This is a genomic window from Micromonospora sp. NPDC047738 (genome assembly GCF_040642675.1).
Classification (GTDB): Bacteria; Actinomycetota; Actinomycetes; order Mycobacteriales; family Micromonosporaceae; genus Micromonospora.
Window position 1 is genome coordinate 107,909 of sequence record NZ_JBEYSO010000018.1, and the last position, 15,960, is coordinate 123,868.

Annotated in this window: 15 protein-coding genes and 4 pseudogenes; 13 read left to right on the forward strand and 6 right to left on the reverse strand. The window is 65.5% G+C overall.

The window, feature by feature from the left end; translation table 11 throughout:
* Positions 1 to 230: 230 nt before the first annotated feature.
* The 4 genes from ABZ783_RS24890 to ABZ783_RS24905 all read left to right on the forward strand — a co-directional run bounded on the left by ABZ783_RS24890 (position 231) and on the right by ABZ783_RS24905 (position 4,040).
* The gene (locus ABZ783_RS24890) at positions 231 to 887 is read left to right on the forward strand and encodes a hypothetical protein (protein WP_357442084.1); all 657 of its coding nucleotides are present in this window, start codon (positions 231 to 233) and stop codon (positions 885 to 887) included.
* A complete protein-coding gene (locus tag ABZ783_RS24895; protein WP_357442085.1) occupies positions 884 to 2,143 on the forward strand; it encodes a histidine decarboxylase in 1,260 nt (419 codons plus the stop codon). The genes ABZ783_RS24890 and ABZ783_RS24895 overlap by 4 nt, the downstream gene beginning before the upstream one ends.
* Positions 2,144 to 2,213: 70 nt before the next feature.
* Positions 2,214 to 2,849: a GNAT family N-acetyltransferase gene (locus tag ABZ783_RS24900; RefSeq protein ID WP_357442086.1), complete on the forward strand. Its 636-nt coding sequence runs from the start codon at positions 2,214 to 2,216 to the stop codon at positions 2,847 to 2,849.
* A gap of 195 nt (positions 2,850 to 3,044) precedes the next feature.
* On the forward strand, positions 3,045 to 4,040 hold the full coding sequence (locus tag ABZ783_RS24905; protein WP_357442087.1) for a tetratricopeptide repeat protein: 996 nt from the start codon (positions 3,045 to 3,047) through the stop codon (positions 4,038 to 4,040).
* 173 nt (positions 4,041 to 4,213) lie between these two features.
* Here ABZ783_RS24905 and ABZ783_RS24910 read toward each other — a convergent pair whose 3' ends face one another.
* The gene (locus ABZ783_RS24910; protein WP_357442088.1) at positions 4,214 to 4,456 is read right to left on the reverse strand and encodes a hypothetical protein; all 243 of its coding nucleotides are present in this window, start codon (positions 4,454 to 4,456) and stop codon (positions 4,214 to 4,216) included.
* Between ABZ783_RS24910 and ABZ783_RS24915 the strand changes: the two are divergent.
* From ABZ783_RS24915 to ABZ783_RS24925, 3 genes and pseudogenes are all read left to right on the forward strand, one after another.
* Positions 4,450 to 4,755, forward strand: a pseudogene (locus ABZ783_RS24915) (IS110 family transposase); the annotation flags it as partial. The gene ABZ783_RS24910 and the pseudogene ABZ783_RS24915 sit on opposite strands and share 7 nt — an antisense overlap.
* Before the next feature lie 14 nt (positions 4,756 to 4,769).
* Positions 4,770 to 5,153 (forward strand): annotated as a pseudogene (locus tag ABZ783_RS24920) (transposase); the annotation flags it as partial.
* On the forward strand, positions 5,153 to 5,464 hold the full coding sequence (locus ABZ783_RS24925) for a hypothetical protein (RefSeq protein ID WP_357442128.1): 312 nt from the start codon (positions 5,153 to 5,155) through the stop codon (positions 5,462 to 5,464). The pseudogene ABZ783_RS24920 and the gene ABZ783_RS24925, both read left to right, overlap by 1 nt.
* 34 nt (positions 5,465 to 5,498) lie before the next feature.
* Here ABZ783_RS24925 and ABZ783_RS24930 read toward each other — a convergent pair.
* Positions 5,499 to 5,895 (reverse strand): annotated as a pseudogene (locus ABZ783_RS24930) (transcriptional regulator).
* Positions 5,896 to 6,360: 465 nt separating this feature from the next.
* Here ABZ783_RS24930 and ABZ783_RS24935 point away from each other — a divergent pair.
* Both ABZ783_RS24935 and ABZ783_RS24940 read left to right on the forward strand, forming a co-directional pair.
* Positions 6,361 to 8,445 (forward strand): NACHT domain-containing protein, encoded by a 2,085-nt coding sequence (locus ABZ783_RS24935; protein ID WP_357442089.1) that lies wholly within the window; start codon positions 6,361 to 6,363, stop codon positions 8,443 to 8,445.
* A gap of 17 nt (positions 8,446 to 8,462) precedes the next feature.
* Positions 8,463 to 8,921, forward strand: coding sequence for a hypothetical protein (locus tag ABZ783_RS24940; RefSeq protein WP_357442090.1), 459 nt, complete (start codon positions 8,463 to 8,465; stop codon positions 8,919 to 8,921).
* Here the strand turns inward: ABZ783_RS24940 and ABZ783_RS24945 are convergent.
* The gene (locus tag ABZ783_RS24945) at positions 8,905 to 9,198 is read right to left on the reverse strand and encodes a hypothetical protein (RefSeq protein WP_357442091.1); all 294 of its coding nucleotides are present in this window, start codon (positions 9,196 to 9,198) and stop codon (positions 8,905 to 8,907) included. The two genes, ABZ783_RS24940 and ABZ783_RS24945, sit on opposite strands and share 17 nt — an antisense overlap.
* Before the next feature lie 286 nt (positions 9,199 to 9,484).
* Here ABZ783_RS24945 and ABZ783_RS24950 point away from each other — a divergent pair, with 286 nt between their 5' ends.
* Positions 9,485 to 9,760, forward strand: coding sequence for a transposase (locus ABZ783_RS24950; protein WP_357442092.1), 276 nt, complete (start codon positions 9,485 to 9,487; stop codon positions 9,758 to 9,760).
* 307 nt (positions 9,761 to 10,067) lie between these two features.
* Here the strand turns inward: ABZ783_RS24950 and ABZ783_RS24955 are convergent, their stop codons facing one another.
* Together ABZ783_RS24955 and ABZ783_RS24960 are read right to left on the reverse strand one after the other, a co-directional pair.
* The gene (locus ABZ783_RS24955; protein ID WP_357442093.1) at positions 10,068 to 11,423 is read right to left on the reverse strand and encodes a pentapeptide repeat-containing protein; all 1,356 of its coding nucleotides are present in this window, start codon (positions 11,421 to 11,423) and stop codon (positions 10,068 to 10,070) included.
* A 619-nt stretch (positions 11,424 to 12,042) separates the two neighbouring features.
* Complete coding sequence (locus ABZ783_RS24960; RefSeq protein ID WP_357442094.1) at positions 12,043 to 12,840, reverse strand: hypothetical protein; 798 nt, start codon at positions 12,838 to 12,840, stop codon at positions 12,043 to 12,045.
* A gap of 412 nt (positions 12,841 to 13,252) precedes the next feature.
* On the opposite strand from ABZ783_RS24960, the gene ABZ783_RS24965 reads away from it, so the two are divergent.
* Both ABZ783_RS24965 and ABZ783_RS24970 read left to right on the forward strand, forming a co-directional pair.
* Complete coding sequence (locus tag ABZ783_RS24965; RefSeq protein ID WP_357442095.1) at positions 13,253 to 13,963, forward strand: hypothetical protein; 711 nt, start codon at positions 13,253 to 13,255, stop codon at positions 13,961 to 13,963.
* Positions 13,960 to 14,367, forward strand: a complete 408-nt coding sequence (locus ABZ783_RS24970) for a hypothetical protein (RefSeq protein WP_357442096.1) — start codon at positions 13,960 to 13,962, stop codon at positions 14,365 to 14,367. Before ABZ783_RS24965 ends, ABZ783_RS24970 begins: the two co-directional genes overlap by 4 nt.
* On the opposite strand, the gene ABZ783_RS24975 is transcribed toward ABZ783_RS24970, so the two are convergent.
* The gene (locus tag ABZ783_RS24975; RefSeq protein WP_357442097.1) at positions 14,324 to 14,590 is read right to left on the reverse strand and encodes a GNAT family N-acetyltransferase; all 267 of its coding nucleotides are present in this window, start codon (positions 14,588 to 14,590) and stop codon (positions 14,324 to 14,326) included. The two genes, ABZ783_RS24970 and ABZ783_RS24975, sit on opposite strands and share 44 nt — an antisense overlap.
* Between ABZ783_RS24975 and ABZ783_RS24980 the strand changes: the two are divergent.
* A pseudogene (locus tag ABZ783_RS24980) lies at positions 14,537 to 15,948 on the forward strand (integrase). The gene ABZ783_RS24975 and the pseudogene ABZ783_RS24980 sit on opposite strands and share 54 nt — an antisense overlap.
* Positions 15,949 to 15,960 lie beyond the last annotated feature (12 nt).

Genomic DNA, 15,960 nt, shown 5'->3' on the forward strand with positions numbered 1-15,960 from the left:
GGGCCGCCACGCACGTGCCACTGCCCGGCTACGGTGCGCCCCGAGCGCCAGGCGACTACCTCCGACCGCCTGACCCGATGCCTGCCCGGATCGCACCACCGGTCGCCTCACCGCCCACGCGGTCGCATCCGCCGCGGCACATCGACGACGGGGTGGCATCGGATGCCCGTTTCTGGGCCGACCTGCGTATGCAGATCGTCTTCCGGAGCAAGCGACTCAACATGGGTCACATGCATGCGGCCGACGAGCGGTTCGGGCAGCGTGACGCGATTGGCCCGCACGGGGTGATGCTGTTCTACACTGCGGCGGCGCCGGCCGAGCCTCACGGCTACCAGCTGTTCACGGCGTACCGGCTGTGGCTGGCGTCGCCGGAGTCGAACAATCTGCCTCGACTTCTCGCTGACCTGGCCGAGGTCGCGGCGGACAACATCGCCCGCGCGACTGCGGCCGGGCGCCGTTGGAATCCTCTCGGGCCCGACGGGTCGATGGTCAACGGCGGCGACATGACCCTGCCCGACAGCGCGGTCTACGTGGGGGTCGGCGTCACCACGCTCGACACCGACCAGGGCAGGTGGTACCAGGTCGCGCGGGCCCTGCGCGACCAGCCGATCGACCATCGCCGCCGCTCCGTGTTCGACCTCAAGGGCCAGTGCTACGCCCTGCTGACCGACGGCACAGTCCTGCACGCGGAACGCGACCCCCACGCGCCCCTGGGCGTCGACGGGATCCGGTGCAACAAGACCCTCGACCCCGACCGGATCTCCTACTACAACCCGCACGCGAACCTCACCGAGCAGGGCGACGACGCGACCCGGGGAATGTGGCGCCAACTCGGGGTGCTGCACCACACCCTCGCAGCCCTCTTGACCGGGGAGCAGCAGGCGTGACCGACCGCCCTACCGTCACCCTCGCCGAGGCCGCGAACCTCAGCGACGTGCCGATCGACGTCACCGCCGCGCTCGAGCAACTCGTGGACCAGGCCGAGGACGCGGCGCCGATGAGCATCGGGTTTCCCGGCGCCGTGGACCTCGACTACAGCGACGTCATGGCCCGCATGGGCAAGCGGCTGTGGAACAACGTCGGCGACCCGACCACCGACCCGGGCGGGGCGGCCCACACCAAAATCCTGGAGCGGGCCGTCATCGCCTGGGTCGCCGAGGCCCTCGCCATGCCCGCGGATGACCGTTGGGGATACGTGACCACCGGCGGCACCGAGGGCAACCTCGCCGCCCTCCACACCGCCTACCGCCGCCACCCCAGGGCGATCGTCTACTACTCGACCGCCGCGCACTACTCCATCCCCAAAATCCTCGGCATCATCGGCGCACCAGCCGTCGTAATCAAGGCACACGACGACGGCGAGATGAACTACGAAGACCTTGCCGCCCAAGTGAGAAGGCGCCGTAACCGGCCGGCGATCATGGTGGCCACGGCCGGCACGACCATGACCGAAGCCGTCGACGACACCAGCCGCATCCGCGACACCGTTGCCGAACACGCCACCGACTGGCACCTGCACGTCGACGCGGCACTGTCCGGCATCCCGCTCGCCCTCGACGGCCGGCTCCGCCTCGACAACGCCAGCGGCATCAGCAGCATCGCCATCTCCGGCCACAAGTTCTTCGGCACACCGACACCATGCGGAGTCGTCCTCATCCGCGGCAGCGCCGGCAGGCGCGGCAGCCACATCGCGTACACCGCCACGCGGGACACCACCATCACCGGATCCCGATGCGGCCTCGCCGCCACACTGCTGTGGCACGCCATCGCCACCCACGGCCGAGAGGGACACCGATGGCGCGTAAGCGAGGCACGACACCTCGCCGTCTACACCGTCGACCAGCTCACCGCCGTCGGCTGGCCCGCGTGGCGGCACCCCCACGCCCTCACCGTCGTGCTCCACACACCACCCGCCACCGTGCGGGAAAAGTGGCTGATCGCCACCGACGGCGACATTAGCCACGTCATCTGCATGCCCGGTATCAGCGAAGGCCAGATCAACGCCTTCGTCGCCGACATCGCCGCCGCCAACACCGCGCCACCCGCACCGATCCCCCGCCCACGTGCAACGCCCCTGTCGGGTTGCGGCCACGACCGCGCCCGCGACGCCGTCCACCAGGGAGTCGATGCCGGGCCCGCCTAGACGGGCCACGAGCGCCGGTTCCGCTGTCCGACCCCACCCACCATTGAAAATCACGTCCCTGGAGGCTGATGTGGCTATCCGCGCCGCCCGCTGGGCAGACAAGGACGGCGTCGCCGCGCTGATCGCCGACGCCCTGCACCCCAGCCCACTCGCCGCATGGCTCGTACCCAACCCGCAACAGCGACACCAGGTGCTGGTCGATGTCCTCGCGATCTGGGTGGAACACGCCATGTTCTACGGCGACATCTACCTCACCGACAACTTCACCGCCGCCACCGTCGGCTTCCACCGCTACAGGCCGATCCCACCACCGGCCAACTACCGCATCCGCCTCGGCGACGCCGCCGGACCACACACCAACCGGTTCGACCTGCTGGACAGCCTGCTATCCACGAAACAACCCACCGAACCGCACTACCACCTCGCGTTCCTCGCCGTCCGCCCCGACGCCCAGAAAGCCGGCCACGGCACCGCGCTGCTGACCCACCACCGCAGCCGCCTCAACCGCATCGACCTACCCGCCTGGACCACCACACCCGCCAGCGCAGAACACCTGCTCGCCCGCTACGGCTACACACCCCGACCACCAATCACCCTGCCCGACGGCCCGACCCTGCACCCCATGCGCCGCAACGCCCACCACGGCAACGCCATGCCGATCAACACCCACCCTGTCGACAACCGCTGGCAAGACCTGCACACGTAGTCGCACAACCCTCGCCACCGAACATTCAACCGGTGACATCCGCTGCCAGCTGAGCCCCGACCATCCCAACGGACCCCGCATCTCATGGCCTTCCCCAGCAGATACCCGCCAGAGCTCATCGACGCCGTCGTCCAGCGCGTCACGGATGCCCGCCGAGTCAGGGCATACGGCGCCGTCACCACCGTCGCCCGTCAGATGAACCTCAACCCGCGCCTGGTTCAGAAGTGGGTCACCAAAGCCACCGCACCACCCGCACCCCATCCAGGCAGGCCGGCCTCCGACTCGTGGGAGGCGTACCTAGCGGCAGAGCTGCTCTGCACGTTCTGCCACCAACCAATGGCGCACACCGAGCCGCAGGATTCCGTACAGGGCTACCAGTGCCAGACGGGCTGCCGGCCCCGACCCCTTGACGCCGCGGCCATCGCCGACACGGTCGGCCGGGCGCTCCTACGGCACGCGCCCAGGATCATCCCCCCGAGCGGCACGCCGACACCCCCGCACCTCGCCGCCATCCACGCCCACCGCGTCCTCGCCCGCATCACCATCGGCGCCACCCCCGGCGACATCACGCTCACCTGGCGCGCCGCACCCCTACCCAGCTCCAGCGTCGACACCGAACGCGCGCAGGCTGTCGCCACCGCCCGCCACCTAGCCCTCGACGACCCACTCCGCGCCCGACAACTCCTGCACGACAGCCTCACCGGCATCGATCCCGCTACCGCGCCCGCACACCCGCTCTACACCGACGCCGCCGCGCTGCTGGCGGAACTGCTACTTCGGCTCGACCATCCGTCCGACGCCGTTGCCTGGGCCACCTACGCCCACTACAGCAGCGTCCAACTCCACGGCCCCACCCACCCGCGTAGCCTCCACGCGCTCCACCTCCACGCCGTTGCCCACCGGCGGGCCGGACACCACCAGCGCGCCTATCGCCTCTACCGGGAACTGGCCGACCAGCTCACCCGCCTCGAAGGCCCGCACGCCCACCGGACCCTCGCCACCCACGCCAGCACCGCCCTTGTCCTTCACGCCCTCGGCCACTGCCAAGCCGCCCGCACTCTCCTCGCCGACGCCATCACTACCCACCGGCGCGACCACCCTGACCACCCGGCCACCGCCCGCATGGTCCAACACCTGTCCCGCATCTGGCGCGACTGCGCCACCAAAGGCCACCAACACCAGGACACCTGACCAGTCGCCTCATCCTCGACAAAGGATCCACACGGTGAGCCCACGTGCGAGCAATCCCAGCCCGGCAACTGCGACGACGACCGGATGTGTGCGGCGCGGACCATCAGCGGCGTAGCCGCTCGCTACCCAGCCTCCCCCGCAGGCGGTACCCCGCGAACCGGCAGCATCGTCCGTCAGCCAATCGCAATCCCGAACGGGTCTTCGCCCTCGCCGAGGAGCAGCGGCACGTCGTAGACCGACAGGTCCGGCCGGACCCGCGCGTACCGCACCCGATGCCGCCACCTGCCGTGCTCGAACGCCACGTCCGCGTCGATCTCCACCACCACCGTCGGCTCCACCTGCACGTACCGCAGCGGCTCCGGCCGTTCCAGCTGCCCAGCCCAAGACGCGGGCAGCGGCGCCGGCCACGGGTGCACCAGTGACGAGGGCCTCCGGCCGCAGCATCGCCATCACACGCCGAACCGTCAAGAACGACCGACTCAACACCGTCGGCTTCCTCTGGGCCTTCGCGGCCATCCCCAGGCCCGGTCCAAGCAAGGACCACTACGACCGTCGCCGCGCCCGCGGAGACCGACACTCCGCCGCTCTACGCCACCTGTTCAACCGCATGCGCGGCCAACTCCACCACTGCCTGCAAACCGGCCAAACCTACGACCCGTCAAGGCCTTCGGCCGACCATCCGCACCCGTCGGCGCCGCAGCCGCTTGACTCTTAGCAAGATCGGAGGTCTCGATGCCCGGCATCGGAGTCAGGACCGCAGCCCGGATCCTGCTCGAAGTCGGCGACGGCACCGCCTTCCCCACCCCAGGGCACCTGGCCGCCTACGCCGGCCTGGCCCCGGTCACCCGCCGCTCCGGCAGCTCGATCCGCGGCGAACACCCACCCAAGGGCGGCAACAAGCAGCTCAAACGCGCCTTCTTCCTCGCCGCGTTCGCCGCCCTGGCCGACCCGGTCAGCCGCGCCTACTACGACCGCAAACGCGCCCAAGGCAAGAAACACAACGCCGCCCTGATCTGCCTGGCCCGCCGTCGCTGCGTCGTCCTGTTCGCCATGCTCCGCGACAAGATCCCCTACCAGCACAGGCCCGTGATCGCCCTACCATCGCCAGCGTGATGGAACTGGACCTCGACGACTTCGCCGATGCCGTCACCGCCCGCGCCAGCCAATGGACCAGCGCGGGCGTGCGATGGGAACTGCATCGCGGACCCACCCGCGACAAGTCAGCGGCCTGGATCGTCTGCACCACCACCGACCAGGAAGCCCAGCTGACCGTCTGGACCAGCGGCGAAGCAGAACTCGACATCGCCCACATCTCCGCCGGCACCGTCACCAGCACCCACTACGAAATGTCCACCGGCACCGACCTCAACGCCTGCCTCGACGAACTCACCCACCGGTTAACGTCGGCTCCCTCTGGGACTTGACCAAACCCATAGGGACACCCCCCACCCGAAGCGGCTACGCCGCCGCCTTCTTGGTCACGCCCGCCGGGGGCGCGCAGCCCGGTCGCGCGCAGCGAGTACGCCATCCGACCGTTGTTGCTCACGTACGGCGTGACCGTCATCCCGTCGAACTCCACCGCCTCGAACGGCGCACCCGTGGGCGGCACCGGCTGGTAGTCGGCAGAGATCTTCACCGTCGTCTCTCGCGACCGCTTCCCCAGCTCAGGGTCGAGGTCCATCACCCGGACCTGCCATACCCGCTGGCCGGTCACCTTGTCCTTGGCCGGGGTACGCCGGCCGGTCTTCTCGTCGTAGTCCTCGACCTCGCCCAGGGACTCGGGCACCAACGCGCACCCCGCCGGGAACACGTCCTCGAACCGCACGGCGGACCGCGTGCCGCCTCGCAGAGCCATCGCTCAACCTCCAACTTGTTCACGGGGTCGCCCTGGCGCACCCCCACCAACATCCGGCTCCGCCTGCCCCGCCAAAAGCTTGTCGAAGAGTTAGAGCCGACCGAGGCGCACGTATGCAATCGGCGTTGCCGATTTAGATGCACTTAGCCTGCTATTTCCTTACTTGCAGATATACGGAGCCCGACCTCATCTGCAGAGCATCCTCGATAACCGACATCACATCCATATGCCTCGGATACAGACACAAACCGTCCGCGATCGACGGCGCAATTGCCAAGCCCCTCTAACATGAACCTGGCTACACGTCTAGTCCAGCCGCGACGATAAGTGGGAAACAAGTTGGCCTCCAGTCTTGAGCTAGCCGCGACCCGAGCGCTAACGCGCGCACTTACCGCACTCGCAAGAAGGGCACTAAGCGCCCGGCGGTCAGATGAAATGAGAGATTCGGCAAGGACGACGATCTCGGTGAAGCTTTCTTCGCAGCTGCTCGAAGAGCTGACCGGTGATCAGCTTGCTGGGCTTTCCCGCTACCTCTCATCCCCAGACTTTGAGGAGGTAGCCCTGCATGCAGCATTGGCGGAACTTCTCCCGAATCAGGATCCAGACGAAGTCCGTTCTGCTGTACGAGCGGAGATTATCGAAGGTTTGCGGCACTTTGTCGCCCTCAAGGCGGATCAGCGGCCTGGTATCGCGAACGTCCTCGAAGGCGCGCTATTGGCCGCCGTCGCGGACCAGCGCATCCGCTCGTCGAAGCCCCTTGTGGACGCTGCATCGGCTGCCGGCATAGCCCAACTTGCATCCTTGGCCGCTCGGAAGGGAGAAGTCCTTTCCAGGGCAGAAAGTCTCAACGGCTTCCACATCTTCGCGAAAAGGCTGCGAGAGCAGGTAGTAGCACTACATGGCGAGCTACAGCTTCCCCACCTCGGGAGTCGCAAAACGGTTCCCTATGACCAGCTATACGTGGATCCTCCGCTGGAGATACAAGACATGCCCATCGCCGCCTCATCTCTTCCCGAGATGCTTAGTGCGACGGGGCGGCTAGTCGTGCTTGGAAACCCCGGCGCAGGAAAGTCGACAATGGCTACCAAGCTTGCCTACGACACTGCCGCCGGCAATGCCTGGGGCGAAACTCAACTAGTTCCATTTCTGGTCATACTAAGAAATCACACGACAGCATTCAGCTCTGGTGGCCGACCCCTCATCGACTATTTGAAATATGTCGCCGCCGATCCGTATAACATCAACCCGCCGCCAGACGCCGTCGAGTATCTCGTCAGCGTCGGTCGAGCGGTTGTGATCCTCGATGGACTTGACGAGCTGATAGAGCCGGACCTTCGCCGGCGAGTCGTCAGACTTATTGAAGGTTTCATCAGCGCTTATCCAATGGCGACCGTCCTCGTGACCGCCAGATCTGTCGGATACGACGATGCTCCCTTCAACTCCCGGCGATTCGCACACGCACAGGTACTTGATTTTGACGAGAGCAGAGTCGGGCAGTACGTTGAGAAATGGTTCACCCTGGACGATCAGACGCCACGTGCGCAGCAACATGCGCTTGCCAGAAACTTTCTCCGAGAGAGCGCGACCGTACCAGATCTCAGGCGCAACCCCCTTCTCCTATCGCTTCTGTGTGGAATGTACTCGTCCGAAGGGTATATTCCTCAGAATATGGTTGAGGCTTATGAACATTGCGCACTCCTCCTCTTCCGCCATTGGGACTACATGCGGGACATTAAGGGATCCGCAGAATTCCATGCTCGTATCCGAGGGGCGGTACAGTACCTGGCTTTCGAGCAGCTAGGCGGGGCGTCCAACTTTGGCTCAAGTGGCGCGATGCCCCGGCGGAGAGTGATAGCTTCGATTGCAACCTACCTCACGGCGAAACATTTCGACCACGATGAAGCAATAAAGACAGCAGAGGAGTTCCTAGACTTCTGCACGGGGCGCGCCTGGATACTTTCCGATGTTGACTCCGTTAACGGCCAGCCCACTTACGGATTCACCCATCGCACATTCCTTGAATACTTCGCGGCAGAATACATTGTTAGGACTAGAGGCAACCTGCCTGAGCTCCATGCAGTGCTTCGCGACCGGATCTCCGGGGGGCGTTTTCATGTAGTCGGCCAGATAGTCTTGCAGATTTTCGACAGAACAACCGACGACGGCGCCGATGAACTGGTGCGCCTGCTGATTGGGCAAGTCCCGAGCGGCGATCCTGACGAGCCAGCTCTTGTCGCATTCGCCTGCCGCGCGCTTTCTCACGTAATGCTTTCACCCCACACCATCCAGATGATTGTGCGCGCAGCAATTCAGGTTGATGCCGATCCACGTTACACCTCGGGGAGAGTAAGCACTGCCTCGGCTACAGATGCAAAGGCGACTCACGACATATTGAAGTCCTCGATGAGATCGGTCATTCGGGATGGAATGCCCGCCAATTCGCGGCACATTCGTCTTGCAATCGAGTCGGCGCTTCGCGACTTCGACACCTCGGAAGGGCTCCCTGCATATATTGTTCGCGAGATTTCGAGCATGCAAGAACGCAAATAGGCCTATCCTGACGAGACGTGCGACCTGAGGAGGCTGATACGTGGCAAGAGGGGACGGACCAAGGGCATACGAGACCTGAGCACCTCGACGATGTGACCGTTGAGGCTCTAGGGGAACTGAGCAAGGCGCTGGAGACGGTTCACCGGGTACGCGGGCACCTCTACTCGGCCCATCAACTGGTTGGTGGGGCGGATCTCACTCTCGATCGAGTAGTGACCCTGCTGCGCGAAGCGGGGCATGGCGCGGTAGCTAACCGCGTAGAGCAAGAGCTGCTTGGCCGGAACGTCCTGCCTGGTCGGTGGACCTTCCAGATCGTGGAGGAGTTCGATGACGGCTACTACGCGGCGGTCCAGGAGATCCAGCGTTACGCGCGGGAACAGCTCGCCGGAGGCCGGCGGCACATCTACGAGGCGGAGATGAAGCAACGGCGCCGGACCCAAGGGATGCCGGGCCACGAAGCTACGCCAGAGGAGTAAGCGGCAGTCCTTCCGGCAGTATCGCGGCCAAGGCGACGGATCTGGCCTCGATGATCCTCATTCGCCCTCGATACTCGGCCGGTTCCCTGTGTGCGGCCTGGCCGGTGACCTGGCCGGGCCACTTGCGGTCGAGCAGGCCGTCTTCGCGCGTGAAGTAGCCCTCGCTGACAGCGTTGGCGGCGAGCAAGAGACCGGTGTCCTCGGAGGCGGGCAGGGCCATCCAGCCGCCCAGGGCGAAGACGAGATCCCGCCGCAGACACAGCGTCGCCGGGTGCACGGACGCGCGGTAGTCGTTCGCCTGCCAGAAAGACAGGACGGCACCGCGGGCGATGACGCCGCCGGCCGGGTCCTTGTCCCATCCGGTGGTTGACCCGTCAGAGAGTGTTGTGATACCTGGACGTGATCTTCGCTGATTGTGTCAGCGAGGATCACGTCTGTGTCGCTGTGTCTGTAAGCCGGCGTATGAGTCGTCGTTGACTGATGGGCAGTGGGCGGTGATCGAGCCGTTGCTGCCGCGGCGGGATCCGAGTCGGGGTGGTCGGCCGTTGCGGTATCCACGTCGGTTGGTCATCGACACGATCCTCGGGTGGGCCGAGGGACGTGACCCGCAGCCATCGGCGGCGGTGTTGGACTCGCAGACCGCGCACAGCCACCAGGGTGGTGAGGCGATCGGCTACGCCGGCAAACGCACTCGGGGCCGTAAGCGGCATGTCCTGGTCGACACCTGCGGACTGTTGCTCAAGGCGGTGGTGCATTCCGCGTCGATACAAGAGCGTGCCAGCCGGCCGCGCCTCACGGCGGAGCCCTCAGCCGATCGCTACAAGCACGGCCCGAGCTAGCCCAACAAAGAGACACCAACCCCGGCGTCCGCAGCCTCAGAAGAGCTCTCAGGGGCAAGATCGACCCGCCCACGATCTGCCCACAACCAGTCCTCAACCGCTGGACTCAGCCGGACCCGGCCGGACAAACGACAACGGCCCCCGATCAGCATTCCTGCTGGTCAGGGGCCGTTCTCACACCTGGTGGCGGGTAGAGGATTCGAACCTCTGTAGCTTTCGCGACGGATTTACAGAGCGCCAATCTCAACGCGCTGACCTGGGCTTCTGCCTCCGAGCAGGCAGGCCGCGACACATGGACGACACGTGTTCACGTTTCCGGCGGGCGCAGACCGTCCGGAGGCCTCCCATCCAGCCAATGATCAAAGCCGGGCGAGATATCAAACGACGCCTCGTCGAATGAGACCGCTCCGCCGCTGAATGCCGCGCGGGCGAAGGACACCTTCCCACTACCGAATGTGGCGGCGGTGAAGGACACCCCGCCGCCGCTGAACGTCGCGCTGTTGAAGAGCACCACTCCGCCGCTGAACTTCGCCCCGTCGAAGAACACCTCCGCGCCGCTGAACATCGCATGGGCGAAGGACACGAGCCCGCGACTGAATGTCGCTCCGTCGAAGGACACCGCCCCGTCGCTGAACTTCGCACGGAGGAAGTCCATCTCCTCGCCGCTGAACTTCGCCCCGTCGAAGTGGACCAACGCGCCGCTGAATGTCGCTCGGGCGAAGGACAGGGCCGCGCCACTGAATGTCGCGCCGGCGAAGGACACGTCCCCGCCGCTGAACGTCGCGCTGTTGAAGAGCACCGCCCCGCTGCTGAACGTCGCTCCGTCGAAGGACACCGCCCCGCCGCTGAACGCCACGCGGGCGAAGGATACCCTCTCGCCGCCGAACGTCACGCCAGCGAAGGACACCGTCCCGCCGCTGAACGTCACATTCGAGAAGTCGCCACCATCGAAGACGGCGCCGGTGAAGTCAAAGTCAAGATCCCGCCATGAGGTGGCCTCTTCCTCAGCAACGCGCAAGTGCCTGACGATGAGCCGAATTACCGTGTGCCGGACCTCTCGCTCCTCACGAGCCGTCCGTGCCTCAGTCGCCGCCTTCTCGTCGATCAGCGTCGGCGCTCCGTCCGAAGCTGTTGGCGGCGGGGTGTAGGGCATGCGGAGGTAGGCGCAGAGAACGTCGATGCAGGTCTGCCGACCATCTCGCCAGTCGTCTGCTAGACCGGCCATGGCGTAGACCCCGGCCAACCGCACTGCCGCCTTGTCCGAGCCGAGCTGTTCGGACGCCTTGGCGAATCGCTCATTGAACAGCCGGATGCCATTGCGGTCGGTTTCGATCTTGGCTCGGCTCTCGGCCGCCTCTGCGCGTAGGTCAGCAGCGTGAGCCAACTCGTGGGCAAACTCGGCCAGCTTGTTTGCGTGCTCGGCGACGCGCTGCCGCCGATAGGCCACCACCAGAGCTGCGACGCCGCCAACACCCGCCACGACGGAAAAGACCAGTTTCAGAAGGTCAAACAGCGTGCCCGCCGTGACGGTGCTGTCCCGACGGACGCCCGGCCAGCCGGCGTACCAGAATGCACCAGCAACCATGGCTCCAACCACGAGCACGGCAGCGGCGATGACCAGCGCGATCGACCGCCGAATGCTCCAAAGCCGGAGCGCCGGCACGGGACTATCCGCTGGCAAGACTGGTTGCACCCCGACGTTGGTAGTCGCCAGGGGCAGAGGTTGAATTTCGCGCTCCACGACCTACTTCTTAGTGGGCCAGGACAACTTGGTTCAGGTCCAGCCCGCCCGTAGGCAGGCAAGACCCCTCCAAGCCTCCTAGCCGGAGGGATGCCCGATCACCGATCGTCGCCGCCTCTTACTTGCCGCCGAGTCCAGCCCGCCCCTCTACTGCGATCGGCGGGACTGACCAGGCTTCCCGGATGCGGTCTCGTGCGCCTTGAGGTGCTTCCAATCGGTGGAAGGTGCCGCCGGTGGCCCAGTACAGGCAGTCGATGCCATACATGTGGAGAAGGCGGACGTCGCGGGCAGCGGGCCGTTCTGGAAACAGGGCGGTCGAACCGGTTGACGGGGTGACTCGCGTAGGCTGCATAGTCGAGTAGTTGCCCGAGGGTGTCGCGCACGTAGCGGTGGCCAGCTGACCGTTTGGCTTCGATCAGGTCGGCGTCTTCGACGCTGTAGAGGTCGGACCAACCCACGGCGAGTTTGAGCCGGTGAGCTTGTGCGTCAGGGAGGGTCTGGCGGTATCTGGCCACGAGGCGGGCTTCGGCGCGCCTCAAGGTCACCTTGCCCGCCTTCCGCTCGTACTCGGTCGTGTCGGTGTGGTTGCCCTCCCCCTGTCCGCGCCGAAGATCGCGGATTCGTTGTTGAGCGCAGCGATCAGGGCTTCCTCGGCCAGGGCGTCTTCGGCGTGGTGGTGTTCGCTGTCGCCGCCTCCGAGGCCAAGGCCGACGATGAGGGCGGCGGCTTGTTCGGATGATGGGACGCGGGTTTCCTGGAAGACGTCGCGCGGCTTGTAGCCGGCGAGCACTTGGATATCGCTGTAGCTGAGGTCGTCGACGGGATGGAAGTCGAGCACGCTGTAGACGTTGCTCCAGCCGCCGGTCTTCGGATCCGGCTTCCATAGCAGGTCGGCGAGCGTCTGGTTCCGTAGCTTGCAGCCAACCTTTCCGATGGCCTGTACCTGGTTGTCGCCGGTGAACAGGATGTGGTCACCGGCGGCGAGCCGGTCCATCTTGCTGTCGTGCTTCGCCAGGGCTCCCCAGAACCGGGCGCTGCCGTCAGGATGCAGCTTGAGCAGTGCGTCTAGTTCGTCATCGTGGAGGGCCGCCTTCAACGGTGGAGCAAGGAAAGACACCGGTTGACTCAGGGTGTCGGAGAATCGCGCTCGGGAGGCCGGGTTGCCGTATGACGGGGCGATCAGGACGAGGGTTTGACGACCGCCCATTGTGGGTGTGGTTGAGGTGTTCCCCTCGACGATGAAGCCGAGCCGCCGCATGCCTCGCGCGACGGCCTGTTCGCCACCGGTGAAACTCGTCAAAGCGGAGCGGGCGTCCGAGCGCGTAGCCGTGTGCCACACCCATGATCGCTTTAGAGTCGTACCGCCTGCCAGCATGGACGAGGAAGTAGACCCGCGCCCGACCAAAGCCGTGACGAGCCAGGAAGATGTCGCGGCCGACCTGGTCGTATTCGGCCACAGCGGCGAGAACAGAGGCGCGGGTGATGTCCGACAGTCCCATGGCCTGGCAGGACATGCGGCGGGGGCGACCTCTTGGTACAGACACAGCCGCTCGGAACGGCCGTGGCTGTCCGAGGTTTCCTGCCCGTCCGCCGCCGGCCGGCGGCACGAACCATGTGTGGCCGCGCAACCGGCCAGAGGGCTACCGCGACGGTTAGCGGGCCTGCCTGTCCGTCGGCTGCGGCGAGCACGGCATGCGCTCCTTCGATATGATCGGCGCTGCTCACCCCTACGAGATGGACGCCGATGCCGTGTGAAGGACTTCATAGGTCGGTTCTGGGCACTGGTTGTATCGCTAGCGGGACTTGTTGGCCTTTACCTCGGTGCCGTCGCGGTCAAACTCACCTGGGCGTTCTGGGCCGTCGTTGCCGTGGCTGTAGCAGCTGCCGCTGTCCCCGGTGTGAGGCAATGGCTGAGCGATACCAGAACGGCTCTCCGCGATCATCCCGCACTCAAGGCCGAAATCGCATCGCTCGGGGAGCAAGTGGCTTCCCTCACCGAACAACTTGCGGCGGCACGAGAGTCCGCCGAGGACCAATATGCGGCTGGCCTGGTTGAGGGGTCAGCTCGGATACTCGCCACGGCGTTATCGAGCTATACGATCCCGCCCAGAATAGTGGGGATCGCACACCGACATGGCTCCATAACGCTGGTAGCACGCTTTGACGACCCCGAACCAGACCGTCGGGTTCGCTTTACGGTGGTCGCCTCGGGAACAGGGGAAGTCAAAGGGGCCGTCAGAGTCCAAGAGATTGACAGGTCTCGGAAACGCATTTACTTGGAGTGCGTCGAAGCAACGTCCCAGCAGTTCTGGGCACACTTGGAGCAGAGAGCAGCCTACGACTCTACCGCTCCCAAGGGAACAGAGCTCGTTCGATATATACATACCGGCAAGAAACTAATCTTGGACGACGTCGTCGCGACCGAGGCAGTAGAAACAGTACAGGCGGAGGCGGAGAAGTGAGCGAGATTCGCGCAAAGGTCGCTGCAATTGTCTCGGAGCATCAGCTGGCCCTGAATCTGGGCAGCAACAACGGCGTTGAGGTGGACGACGTCGTCGAGGTCATTCGCGAGGTTGAGGTCGACGACCCCGATACCAAGGAGCGACTGGGCGTCGTTCGGCTTATTCGCCTGCGCCTGAAGGTCAATCACGTTCAAGAAAAGCTTTGCGTTGCGCTTGTGACGGACCAGTACGTCGCACAACAAACTGGAGTCGGATTGGCAAGCCTCGTGCCAAATCGGCGCCTCAAGAAGGTGACCTCCACCTACAAGGAGGGACAAGTAGGCGAGTTTTGTGTCATCACCTTGGGAGAGACGGCTGTCATCAAGAAGAAGGAACCGGCGGAGAAAGAGCGCTCCGATGATTGATTCCCGTCGGGCGCTGAAAGAGCGCGCCCGACCCTCTGTGCGCTAGCTCAACCACGCGGATGGGAGAAAACCCCTGCCTCTCGTAGTAGCGGTGCAGGGCTTCATTCGTTCGCCAGGCGTCAAGCCTGAGCCATCGACAGCCCCTTGATGCAGCGACCCTGGCCGCCCAATCCAAAAGCGCGCCGCCAATGTTCCTGCCAGCACCTACGACGTACGCGTACACGGGATCCTCAAGAACCAACTCGCAAAGGGCTACTCCTACGTGGTCCGGTGGAAGGTGGCCGCCCGCGCGTTCCGCAAGACGTTCGCAACCCGCGCACTGGCCGAGAGCTTCCGCTCCAAGCTGGTCGTAGCCCAACGGGAAGGCGTCGCGTTCGACGGGGCCACCGGCCTGCCCGAACCGATGGCACGAGCGCTCAACACCCGCTCGTGGTACGAGCACGCCGTGGCGTACGTCGACATGAAGTGGCCCCGGGCGTCGGCCAAGCACCGCAAGGGGATCGCCGAGACGCTGGCGACCGTCACCCCGGCCCTGCTCGCGACCGACCGAGGCGTGCCCAGCGATAAGGCGCTACGGGCCGCGCTCTACGGGTGGGTGTTCAACAAGGCGCGCCGCGACGCCGGGGAGCCACCGGCCGACCTCGCCGCCGCCGTGCGCTGGCTCAAGGCCAACACCGTCGACCTGGCCGCGCTCGCCGACGCCGCACTGGTCCGGAAAGCTCTCGACACGCTTGCCCTACGGATGGACGGCACTTCCGCGTCGCCGAGCACGATCGCCCGTAAGCGGGCCGTCTTCTCCGGTGCCCTCAAGTACGCGGTTGAGCTGCGGCTACTCGACGCACACCCGATGTCCCTGGTGAGCTGGACCGCCCCGAAGACAGCCGATGAAGTAGACCGGCGAGCGGTGGTCAACCCCGATCAGGCACGGGCACTGCTCGCTGAGGTGGGACGCAGCGTTCCCGAGTTGGACGCGTTCTTCGGATGCATGTACTACGCCGCGCTGCGGCCCGAGGAGGTGCTCCACCTGCGCGAAGACGAGTACGAGCGGCCCGCCCAGCGTGGAGGCTGGGGCGTGCTGCACCTGACCGGCTCGACGGTGGCCGTGGGCCGGGACTGGGGCGACGGAGAGGACACCGCCGAGGACCGAGGGCTCAAGCACCGGGCAAAGGCAGCCACCCGGAATGTACCGGTGCCGCCGCCGCTCGTGCGGCTACTCGATCGCCATATCAAGGAGTACCCGCCGGGATCGAACGGCAAGCTGTTCGTCACCCGGCGCGGCCCCGGCGGACGGTACGTGCCAACCGCCGGCCAACCGATCCCGAACAACACGTACGGCAAGGCGTGGCGCGACGCGCGGGCAGAGGTGCTCACGCCGGCTCAGCAACGCTCACCGCTGGCGCGGCGTCCCTACGACCTACGGCACGCCGCCGTATCGCTCTGGCTTAACGCCGGGTACCGGCCACCCAGGTGGCCGAATGGGCAGGACACAGCGTGCACGTCCTCATGCGCGTATACGCAAAGTGCGTATACGGCCAGGGAGACGCCGCAAAGAAAAGGATCGAAGCTGCACTGAGATCATAGAAAGGCACAAGA

Excerpts from the sequence above, each read along its gene's own strand:
- ABZ783_RS24890 (WP_357442084.1), top strand. The coding sequence starts at position 231 with ATGCATGCGGCCGACGAGCGGTTCGGGCAGCGTGACGCGATTGGCCCG.
- ABZ783_RS24905 (WP_357442087.1), top strand. The coding sequence starts at position 3,045 with ATGAACCTCAACCCGCGCCTGGTTCAGAAGTGGGTCACCAAAGCCACC.
- ABZ783_RS24925 (WP_357442128.1), top strand. The coding sequence starts at position 5,153 with ATGGAACTGGACCTCGACGACTTCGCCGATGCCGTCACCGCCCGCGCC.